The 10,318-nt window shown below is 46.0% G+C and carries 9 protein-coding genes and 1 tRNA gene; 3 read left to right on the top strand and 7 right to left on the bottom strand.

What is annotated here, in order from left to right:
- The 6 genes from B7X71_RS07820 to B7X71_RS07845 form a co-directional block, all read right to left on the bottom strand.
- Positions 1-1,312: malonyl-CoA synthase (locus B7X71_RS07820; protein WP_293600477.1), on the bottom strand; the 1,312-nt coding region annotated here is incomplete at its 3' end.
- Positions 1,313-1,350: 38 nt separating this feature from the next.
- Positions 1,351-2,349: a tripartite tricarboxylate transporter substrate binding protein gene (locus tag B7X71_RS07825; protein WP_293597949.1), complete on the bottom strand. Its 999-nt coding sequence runs from the start codon at positions 2,347-2,349 to the stop codon at positions 1,351-1,353.
- 109 nt (positions 2,350-2,458) lie between these two features.
- On the bottom strand, positions 2,459-3,763 hold the full coding sequence (locus tag B7X71_RS07830) for a malonyl-CoA decarboxylase (RefSeq protein WP_293597950.1): 1,305 nt from the start codon (positions 3,761-3,763) through the stop codon (positions 2,459-2,461).
- Between the two features lie 129 nt (positions 3,764-3,892).
- On the bottom strand, positions 3,893-4,690 hold the full coding sequence (lgt, locus tag B7X71_RS07835) for a prolipoprotein diacylglyceryl transferase (protein WP_293597951.1): 798 nt from the start codon (positions 4,688-4,690) through the stop codon (positions 3,893-3,895).
- A gap of 18 nt (positions 4,691-4,708) precedes the next feature.
- The gene (locus B7X71_RS07840) at positions 4,709-5,173 is read right to left on the bottom strand and encodes a DNA polymerase III subunit chi (RefSeq protein ID WP_293597952.1); all 465 of its coding nucleotides are present in this window, start codon (positions 5,171-5,173) and stop codon (positions 4,709-4,711) included.
- Positions 5,174-5,189: 16 nt separating this feature from the next.
- Complete coding sequence (locus B7X71_RS07845) at positions 5,190-6,791, bottom strand: leucyl aminopeptidase (protein WP_293597953.1); 1,602 nt, start codon at positions 6,789-6,791, stop codon at positions 5,190-5,192.
- 118 nt (positions 6,792-6,909) lie between these two features.
- Here B7X71_RS07845 and lptF point away from each other — a divergent pair, with 118 nt between their 5' ends.
- The 3 genes from lptF (at position 6,910) to B7X71_RS07860 (ending at position 10,179) form a co-directional block, all read left to right on the top strand.
- Positions 6,910-8,025, top strand: coding sequence for an LPS export ABC transporter permease LptF (gene lptF, locus B7X71_RS07850; RefSeq protein ID WP_293597954.1), 1,116 nt, complete (start codon positions 6,910-6,912; stop codon positions 8,023-8,025).
- Complete coding sequence (gene lptG, locus B7X71_RS07855; protein WP_293597955.1) at positions 8,022-9,176, top strand: LPS export ABC transporter permease LptG; 1,155 nt, start codon at positions 8,022-8,024, stop codon at positions 9,174-9,176. The genes lptF and lptG overlap by 4 nt, the downstream gene beginning before the upstream one ends.
- 61 nt (positions 9,177-9,237) lie before the next feature.
- Positions 9,238-10,179, top strand: a complete 942-nt coding sequence (locus B7X71_RS07860; RefSeq protein WP_293597956.1) for a CysB family HTH-type transcriptional regulator — start codon at positions 9,238-9,240, stop codon at positions 10,177-10,179.
- 42 nt (positions 10,180-10,221) lie between these two features.
- Here B7X71_RS07860 and B7X71_RS07865 read toward each other — a convergent pair.
- A tRNA-Leu gene (locus tag B7X71_RS07865) sits at positions 10,222-10,306 on the bottom strand.
- Positions 10,307-10,318 lie beyond the last annotated feature (12 nt).

Raw genomic sequence — 10,318 nt, forward strand, 5'->3', positions numbered from 1 at the left:
CAATCACAGCACTCTCATCTACGCCATCCATGTCATCGATAAAGCTTTCGATTTCTTTTGGATAAACGTTGTAGCCACCAGAAATAATTAAATCCTTGCTGCGACCAACAATGCAAAGGTAATCCTTAGGTGCTTTACCGCCATTTGCATCACCACCCCAACGACCAACGTCACCAGTCTTAAACCAACCGTCTTTAGTAAATTCTTCGGCGGTTTTTTCTGGCATGCGCCAGTAGCCCTTAAATATATTTGGCCCTTTGACTTGAATACTTCCGATTTCATCGACACCACAAGGCTTGTTGTTTTCATCGACTACGCGAACCTTCACGCCTGGCAAAGGCAAGCCAACTGATCCACCTACACGATCACCTTTATATGGATTGGAAACTAACATCACGGTTTCGCTCATGCCATAACGCTCAAGAATAGGCTGACCAATGACCTCTTTAAATGCATTAAATGTTTCGGTTAATAAGGGCGCAGAACCAGAAACAAACAGACGCATGTTACGAGCGACATTTTTGTTAAAGCCCTTATCTGCAAGTAAGCGAACGTAGAACGTAGGCACACCCATCATGACTGTAGAGTTTGGCATGTGATGAATCAATTGCGCAGTATCAAGGCGTGGCAACCAAATCATTTTGCTGCCGTTAATTAAGGCGCCATGAGCAGCAACGAATAAACCGTGGACATGGAAGATTGGCAAAGCATGTAACAAAACATCGCCCTTTTTCCAACCCCAGAATTTCTGCAGAACTTGAGCGTTACTTCCCAAATTCTTATGAGTCAGCATCGCGCCCTTGCTACGACCAGTTGTGCCGGACGTGTACAAGATTGCTGCTAAATCGTCATCCTTAACTGTCACTGTTTTGAACTTATCGCTTTGCCCGGAAGAGCGCTCTAATAAAGTGCCCTTGCGATCCTCATCCAAGGTAAATACATTTTTAGTGCCGGCTTTAAAGGCTACCTTAGATACCCAGGAGAAATTTTTACTACTACAAACTAAAACAGCAGGCTCTGCATTTTCTACAAAATACTGAATTTCTGCGGCTTGGTAAGCGGTGTTGAGGGGCAGATATACATAGCCCGCTCTTACCGTTGCTAAATAAAGAAAAAGGGCTTCAGGAGATTTCTCAACCTGTACCGCAACCCTTGATCCAGCCGGTAATTTGAGGCTCTTCAGAAAATTCGCCATCTTGGCACTTGCACGCTCTACATCACTCCAGGAGTAATACAGACCATCATGTGTTTCTAATGCGCATGCTTGTTTATCTTTTGGAAATCCTTTTTCCAAGAGCGAATATAAATTCATTAGAGCCTCAAAAACCAATCAATTAAAACGATTACCAATTAATCCAGCGAAGCGCCAGATTTCTTAACTACGCTAGACCAACGCACTACGTCAGCATGAACTTGCTTACCAAAAGCTTCACCATATAGGTTAGGTATTTCAGAGCCATTCTTCTCCCAAATAGCTTTCAATTTCGGCGAGCTCATAGCCTTCTGCACTTCAGCGATCATCTTGTCAACGATTGGTTTTGGAGTGCCAACTGGAGCAAACATGGAATACCAGGTTGAAACTACATAGTCAGGCAAACCTGCCTCTTGGAATGTCGGTACGTTAGGAATAGCGGATGAACGCTTGGTAGACGCTACAGCAATTGCCACCAATTTACCGGCATTAATTTGCGGTGCAGATGTAGCAAGACCATCAAACTCCAAATCAATTTGGCCTGCCAATAAGTCATTCATTGCTGGGCCAGCACCACGGTAAGGAATATGGGTGATAAATGTGCCTGTTTGGATCTTAAATAACTCACCGGCTAAGTGGTGAACAGTACCGCTACCCGCGCTAGCAAAGTTATATTTGCCAGGGTTTTTCTTCATGAGCTCAATGAACTCTTTAGCGTTACGCGCACTCACGCGCTGTGGATTAACTACCAAAACCTGGGGAACGTTGGCGAGCATTGCGACTGGAATGAAACTCTTCTCAATGTCGTAATCGAGATTTTTGTACATTGATGGTGCAATCGTGTGGTGAGAAGCCCCAATAAACCAAGTATACCCATCTGGCGCTGCTTTTGAAGCAACTGAAGCACCTACGGTACCACCTGCTCCCCCACGGTTATCAATAATGAATTGCTTACCCATCTGCTCGGTTAACTGAGCCGCCAAAGGTCTAGCAAATGCATCTGTTCCACCGCCTGCAGGGAACGGGTTCAAAAAGGTAACCGGCTTAACTGGCCATTCTTGTGCCATTACAGCTAGTGGTGCCGCACAGAGAAGAAATAGCGATTTCTTTAACGTGCTTATAGAAAAAAGTGATGCCTTGGATTTTTGCTTAAACATCTTTGTCTCCTTTAGTATCAATCTAATGATTGACTTCGTTTTTATAAATACAGCACCCATTCTAAGGGCACTTAACACCCACTGCAAAAAGTCCGTACAAGGGAAAACACTAGGGAGCCATCAAGCGACCTACCGCCCTGGAGTAAACAATTTCCCCATTGGCAAAACGCTCATGGTTATCCTCTACGCTTCCCAAGTCATATAAATAGTTCACCATCAGACCGGCGGATTGGCGCAAACCCTTGCGCGATAAATCCCCCGCCCAGTTAATGAGATGCAGCTTTGCCCCATTTCCCAGGTGAAACTTCGCTACAGGATTGCCATCGCGCCCAGTTGAGGCAAGCCCCAAATACATACTCGCCAAAGAAAGTAAGGCCTCTCTTTCTTTCTCGGAGGCCAAGTCGGGATGCCAACCACCTGCTAGTCGCTCACTCCAAGACTGAGTATCGAGCTTAAGAAGCGCCAAAGCCGCATCACGCACCACCTTTAGATTGGGCTTCAAACGCTCTGCAGGAACGCCTTCTCCTAAATTTGCACCGGCAGCAACCCAGTCCATAAATCCTGGAATAGGCGATAAAGTTACAAAGGTTTTGATTCCAGGGAATTCAGCATGCAATTGCTCTGCTACCCGCTTAATCAGGAAGTTCCCCATGGATACGCCGCGAAGACCAGGCTCACAGTTGCTGATGGAATAAAAAACGGCGACCTTGTATTGAGATGCCTGATCAACTGTTTCTGCTTTTTTATCGACCAAGGGCGTAATCACCGTGGGGATTTCAGGCAGAAGTGCAACCTCCACAAAGATCAAGGGCTCACTTGGCAGCTGCGGATGAAAGAAAGCGAAGCAACGACGATCCGGCTGAAGACGACGACGCAAGTCATCCCAACCGTCAATCGCATGAACCGCTTCATGATGAATTAACTTCTCCAACACCTCCGCTGGAGACTTCCAGTCCACCCGATGCATTTTGAGAAAGCCTGGGTTAAACCAAGAAGATAGCAAGTGGCGCATGTCGAAATCCACTGCAGCCAACCCTGGTTTTTTATCTAACAACTGTAATAAATCACGACGCATTTGAACTACAGCCAGAGTACCTTGACTGGCGCGATTTAGGCGACGAAAAAATTCTTGACGGGGAGACTCGGATACCTTTTGCAATTGGATGTAATTGCGCGCGCTGGAATCCGCAACAAAATTTTGTGCCGCCTTAAGCACTGCATCTGCCTGAGGGTTGAGCTTCTCAAACAAAAAGTTGAAAAAAGAAACGTGCTGATCTTTTGCCAACTTACGGTACTTATTAACAACATCGTCAGCCATGCTGAGCGCATTCGATTCGCCTCGCTCGGATATCAAACGCTTAATTGCGTTATTTGCTTTGGACAAATTTCGAGCTTTGGTTAACTTCTCCAACATGGATTTCTTTCAGTTTTAGTAAAGATGCTCAGAAATTAGGCAATTTCAGTAAAAAGCCCATGTTTTACTGGCTAATTTAGTCAATTTTAGGGAATTGACTACAAAAGACCTAGAAAACCTGAATTTTAACTACTGATAACTGCCGTTTTTCGTACCTACTCTAACTATAAGGTAAATTCCAAAAATAATCATGGGTACAGAAAGCCATTGCCCCATAGATAGACCTAGACCCAAGAGACCTAAGAAGGCATCAGGCTCGCGAGCAAACTCCGCCAAGAAACGACACAGACCATAACCAAGTAAAAATAGACCTGAGATCTGCCCCACCCTGCGCGGCTTGCTGGAATAAATCCAGAGAATGATCCCCAAGCAAATCCCTTCACCCAAGAATTGGTAAATTTGGGAGGGATGGCGTGGAATGGAATCAACCATTGGAAATACCATAGCCCAAGGCAGGTCTGTTGGCCTTCCCCATAACTCGCCATTAATGAAATTACCCAAGCGACCAAATGCTAAGCCGAAAGGAACTAGTGGCGCCACTAAATCACTCACAACGAAGAATGAGACCTTGCGACGATAGGCAAACCAGAGCAAGGCCAATAAGACGCCCAGAAGGCCGCCATGGAAAGACATGCCACCTTCCCAAATCTTGAAGACACTCAGAGGATTTGCGAGATAGTAGCCTGGCATATAAAACAGTGTGTAACCCAAGCGTCCGCCAAGCACCACACCCAAGACTCCAGCAAATAAAAGATCCTCAAGATCTTTATATGACCAACCCAAGGATTGATATCGCGGAGCACGGATGCGCAGACGACCTAATAACAAAAATTGGGTGAAGGCGAGAAGATACATCAAGCCATACCAATGAATGGCAAATGAGCCAATCCGAATTGCAGCAGGATCAAATTCTGGATGAATTAGCATACTTGGAGTGACAAATAATCACGCTTTAGATTGATCAAAATTATGCAACTCATGACCCAAGTCACGATAAGCCTTATATCGCTCACGACCCGCAAGGCGCTCAGCTTCATTAATGGTAACGACCTCCACCACTCGAGGAAAGCGTGCTAGCAAGGCTGGTACATCTGATGGCATTTTCATACCTAAGTGAATCAATATATCTGCATGCGGGAGCTGAGACAAGGCTGGCGGCAGAAAGTGATCTGTTAGCAAGATGGGCGTATCCATTGCAGCCTCATCTTCAATAAAACAATGGGGCAAAAAATCTGTTGCACTAAATGACCACAGAAGTTCATCTAACTTTTTGAGATCTGCTTTATCACCCACCATCACAACATTACGCACAGGCTCGCCAGCAGATGTAGCGCTCCAGATCTTGCGCGTTAAGCGGCAAGCGTATTCAAGCTTATCGCTAACGTTGCTATGAAAATCAATACGTGCCATGAATTACTCTCTACGCTTACTTTTGATCTAACAAATAATTCACCAGCAAAGGCACTGGGCGTCCAGTTGAACCTTTAGCGGCGCCACTCTTCCAGGCAGTTCCAGCGATATCTAAGTGAGCCCATTTATATTTTTCAGTGAAGCGTGATAAGAAGCAAGCAGCGGTAACGCTACCTGCTGGGCGCCCACCAATATTGGATACATCTGCAAAATTCGATTTAAGCTGTTCGTGATAAGCCGCATCCAAAGGCAAACGCCAGACGGTATCCAAAGAGGCATGTCCGGCTTTAGTGAGGGAGGCAACTAAACCCTCATCATCGGAGAACACACCACTATGCACATGACCCAATGCAATGATGCAGGCGCCGGTTAAAGTGGCTACATCAATTACAGCCTGAGGTTTAAAGCGCTCAACGTAAGTTAAGGCATCACACAAAATCAAGCGGCCTTCTGCATCGGTATTGAGAATCTCAATCGTTTGCCCAGACATACTCTTCACAATATCGCCAGGGCGAGTGGCATTACCAGAAGGCATATTTTCACAAGTCGGAATCACACCAATGACATTCTTTTTCAACTTCATTAAAGCTGTAGCGTACATCGTACCGATCACGGAGGCGGCGCCGCACATGTCGTACTTCATCTCATCCATTGCCTCACCAGGCTTTAGAGAAATACCGCCGGTATCAAAGGTGATGCCTTTGCCTACCAACACAATCGGAGCCTCACCCACCTTGCCACCCTGGTGACGCATCACAATAAATTGTGGTGGCGTATCTGAACCTTGAGCTACTGATAAAAATGAACCCATACCTAAAGCTTCAATTTGCTTACGTCCCAAGACCTCAACCTTAAGACCGGTCTTTTTACTCAGACCCTGTGCCGCTTTACCCAAATAAGTTGGCGTACAAATATTGGGGGGCAAATTACCCAAGTCTTTAGCCAAGTGCATACCTTCAACCATTGCAGCACCCTCTGGTACTGCAGCTTTAAGCTCTTTAGCGCAAGTGTCATTGCCAGCAAAAATGAGGTGTGTAAAAGTATCCGCCTTATCTTTGGCCTTGAACTTCATGGCGGGTTGACGAACACCAAAGCGATAGGCTTGATCACCTGCATATTGAATCGTCAAACGCACTTCTTCAGCAATGAACTCAGCGCGATGACCCAAGGCAAAACTCGGAATGAACCACAAAGCATTTTGGATGGGGCCGCCACTCAAGTGCTTCAAAGCAGCGCGAGCAATTTTTGAATAGGACGTCAAACTGCGCGCACTAGCAGGAGCAAGGTCACCCAACGATACTAAAAGAATACGTTTTACCTTTACACCAGAAGTGGCCCAAGATTTTTCAGCGCGAAGCACACAGGTAGATGCCTGCTGGGCATCGAGGTCACCAACAAGATTGGCATGAGTGACAGAGCCGCCAAGCAAGCGATCCAATTCGACCAAAAGCCCAGACTTCGATTTGGCGGCTGCCAGAGCATCTAAATCTGCCTTGGAGTAGGCCAAAACCAAGCAATCGGAGCTCTGCCCCAATAAAGTGGTGAGGCTTGCTTTGAGCTGCTTAGGGTTATTCAGATCGGCTTGCGCGAAATTCTTAGTACTAAATTGAATAGTCATGATGTCTTGAGGTATTTTTAAGTCAATTCAAGGGAAAAAATAGGTGTTTATCCATTATCCTCCGAGATGCAGGTTCACATCTTGAGTGAGCCAATAACAGACAAGCCATTATCTATTCATGATTTTTCACCAAGCCCTTCGCCGAGAACTCAGTTTTACGACTGGTGGCGTTTTTTTGGTCTTGGTCACTATCATGATTACCACCTTAGTCATTCGAATTTTGGGCTTTGCGGCCAATGGGGCTGTTAATCCAGAAGATGCGCTAGTTTTAATTGCACTAGCCACGCTTGGCTATATGGCCGTTCTTTTAACGGTATCCCTGTTTGTGGCCGTCTTAATAGTGCTAGTTCGCTGGTACAAAGATTCCGAAATGATTGTTTGGTTTGCCAGCGGTCTGAGTATAGCCAGCCTGATTCGACCAATCCTACGCTTTGCGGCGCCCCTCATAGTCATCATTGCCCTGCTAGCCCTTTTTGTTTGGCCTTGGGCTAATCGCGAATCCACCATCATCAGCCAACGCTTTCAACAACGCAGTGATGTCTCTATGGTCGCCGCAGGCCAGTTTAGAGAATCAGCCAAAGCAGAGCGCGTATTTTTTATTGAAGAGTTGGATGTTGATAAAAGCGAAGTGAAAAATATCTTTTCCGCAGAAACCAAAAATGGGCGGCTCAGTGTTGCCGTTGCTTCCACTGGATTTATTGAGGGTGCAGAAGGTGGCGGAAAATCGATTGTGCTAAATAACGGTCGTCGTTACGAGGGACTGCCTACGCAACCGGATTTCAGAATTTTGGAATTTGCAGAGTACAGCACCAACATTCATCGGAAGGAAACCTTAGAACCGCCCCCACGGGATAGAGAAAAAACGATTACCGAGCTACTGAATACTAGCGAACCCTGGTTGATTAACTCCAACCGCGCGGAATTGTTATGGCGCATAGGTTTGCCATTGATGGCGTTAGGCCTGGTGTTGATTGCCATCCCGCTTGCTTACGTCAACCCAAGATTAGGCAATTACACCGCGATGTTTTATGCCGTACTGATTTATCTCATCTACAGCAACCTCCTCAATCTCACCCAAAACTTTGTGTCACAAGGCAAGGTAAATGTTTTTGTAGCAGCTTGGCCCATACACGCCCTAGCCTTTGGCATTGCTTTTTTACTGATTCGTAATCGCATCAATCCATCGTTGAAATGGTGGCGCCGTCAGTTACCCTCCTTCTTGGTAAATAGATGAAACTTCTATTCCCCTACATATTTGAACGCTACTTAGCCAGGCAGATCTATGCTGCATTCGGCTTTATCTTGTTTGCCTTAGTTGCGCTATTTTTGTTTTTCGACATTCTGAGTGAGCTTGGTTCAGTTAAGGGGCAATACACCCTGCCATTGGCCCTGTTGCACGTTTTATTAAAAGCACCCAGTCGCATTTCCGAGATCATCCCCATCGCCAGCTTGATTGGAAGCATCTATGTATTTGCAATGCTAGCAAGTCAATCTGAGTTTACGATTTTGCGCATTGCTGGATTGGATATGCGTAGAGGATTAACTACCTTAGCTAAGATTTCTTTACCACTGGTGATTGTTACGCTCGTGATGAGTGAATGGCTGGGGCCTTACACCGAAAACTTGTCAGATCAAATTCGCATGAAGGCTTTAGGCTCATCCTACAGCTCCCAATTTAAAACTGGAATATGGGTAAAAGATCGCCTACGTGATGAGGATGGCAGTGGACCAATTAGACCGGGGGTTCGTTACGTCAACGTTGGCAAAATCGAGCAAGATAACGAAATCAAAAATATTCGCATGTATGAGTTTGATGATGCATATCGCTTACTCTCCATTCGTAGCGCTGTTTCCGGACGCTTTGAACATACGGGAACCTGGATTCTGGATAACGTCACAGAAACTCGCTTTAAAGAAAGCAAGCAGATCGACCCACTGAACCCAGTCTACTCAGCGCAAACTTTTTCTCACCCAATTGTTAGTTTAGATTCCGAGGTCACGCCACAAATATTGAGCGTACTTTTAGTCAACCCAGAAAAAATGTCGATCTTTAGTTTGGGTCGCTTTATTTCCCATTTAAGAGAAAACAAGCAGGATGCGCAGCGGCACTCGATTGCATTTTGGAAAAAAGTTATTTATCCATTTACGATTTTTGTCATGCTGGCACTGGCTCTTCCATTTGCCTACCTAAAAGTTCGGGCGGGTAGCGTTGGCATTAAGGTATTCGGCGGCATCATGCTCGGTATGAGCTTCCAACTTTTCAACTCCCTTTTCTCGAATGTGGGGCTACTGGGATCATGGCCCGCACTGCTTACTGCGCTCACGCCTCCATTGCTCTATTTCATTCTGGCGATTGTGGGTTTACGTTGGGTATCTAAGGCTTAATACCCCAAAATCATATAGAATTTGATTCCTATATCGCAGTTGATATAACAATGGAATCCATATGAATTTGCACCAATTTCGCTTTGTTCGTGAGGCCGTAAGGCAAAACTTTAATCTCACTTCGGCTGCTAAGGCGCTCTTCACCTCTCAGCCTGGAGTATCTAAGGCCATTATTGAACTGGAAGATGAGCTAGGTGTAGAAATATTTCGTCGCCACGGCAAGCGTATCCGCTCTTTGACTGAGCCGGGCAAACGCATCCTCGCCTCAATTGAGCGCATTTTGGATGAAGTGGAAACCTTGCGCAGAGTAGGCAAAGACTTTGCCAGTCAAGATCAGGGCAACTTTGTAATTGCTACCACTCACACACAAGCTCGCTATGCTTTACCCAAAGTACTTACTGAATTTACTAAGCGCTTCCCAAAGGTTCGGGTAAGTATTCAACAGGGAAGTCCAGGGCAAATTGCAGAGTTACTCATTCATGATCGTGCTGACATTGCGATCGCGACAGAGGGTATTGCAAATACTCCTGGCGTGCTGGCACTTCCGGGTTACCAATGGCAGCACGTCGTTATGGTACCGCTGAGCCACCCCCTCCTCAACCAATCAACAATTACCTTGGAAGAAATTGCAAAGTACCCGCTAATTACTTACGACAGAGCATTTGCGGGTCGAAGCAAAATTGATGCTGCATTTGCACAACGCAATCTCAGCCCCGATATTATTTTGGAAGCGATTGATGCAGACGTGATCAAGACCTATGTTGAAACGGGGATGGGCGTGGGGATTGTCGCCGGATTAGCCTATGACGCAGATCGAGATCGCAATCTCCGAGTCATTCCGGTTGGGCACTTGTTCAGCAATAACGTAACGCATCTAGGCGTTAAACAAGGCGCTTACTTGCGTTCTTTTGTGTATACCTTCATCGAACTATTCTCACCAACGTTAACCAAGAAAATTGTTGAGCAAGCCATGAATAGCAAGTCAGAAACTTACGAGATTTAAGATTTCTAGCATCTCGAGGCGTTAATAACAGCCTATTTGAGATGGTGCCCCGGGGCGGACTTGAACCGCCACGCCTTGCGGCACCGGATTTTGAGTCCGGCACGTCTACCAATTCCATCACCGGGGCAGGTGTTTGCAG

It is taken from the genome of Polynucleobacter sp. 39-46-10 (genome assembly GCF_002282275.1).

Coding starts and splice junctions, on each gene's coding strand:
- B7X71_RS07825 (WP_293597949.1), bottom strand. CDS start 2,349: ATGTTTAAGCAAAAATCCAAGGCATCACTTTTTTCTATAAGCACGTTA.
- B7X71_RS07830 (WP_293597950.1), bottom strand. CDS start 3,763: ATGTTGGAGAAGTTAACCAAAGCTCGAAATTTGTCCAAAGCAAATAAC.
- lgt (WP_293597951.1), bottom strand. CDS start 4,690: ATGCTAATTCATCCAGAATTTGATCCTGCTGCAATTCGGATTGGCTCA.
- B7X71_RS07840 (WP_293597952.1), bottom strand. CDS start 5,173: ATGGCACGTATTGATTTTCATAGCAACGTTAGCGATAAGCTTGAATAC.
- B7X71_RS07845 (WP_293597953.1), bottom strand. CDS start 6,791: ATGACTATTCAATTTAGTACTAAGAATTTCGCGCAAGCCGATCTGAAT.
- lptF (WP_293597954.1), top strand. CDS start 6,910: ATGATTTTTCACCAAGCCCTTCGCCGAGAACTCAGTTTTACGACTGGT.
- lptG (WP_293597955.1), top strand. CDS start 8,022: ATGAAACTTCTATTCCCCTACATATTTGAACGCTACTTAGCCAGGCAG.
- B7X71_RS07860 (WP_293597956.1), top strand. CDS start 9,238: ATGAATTTGCACCAATTTCGCTTTGTTCGTGAGGCCGTAAGGCAAAAC.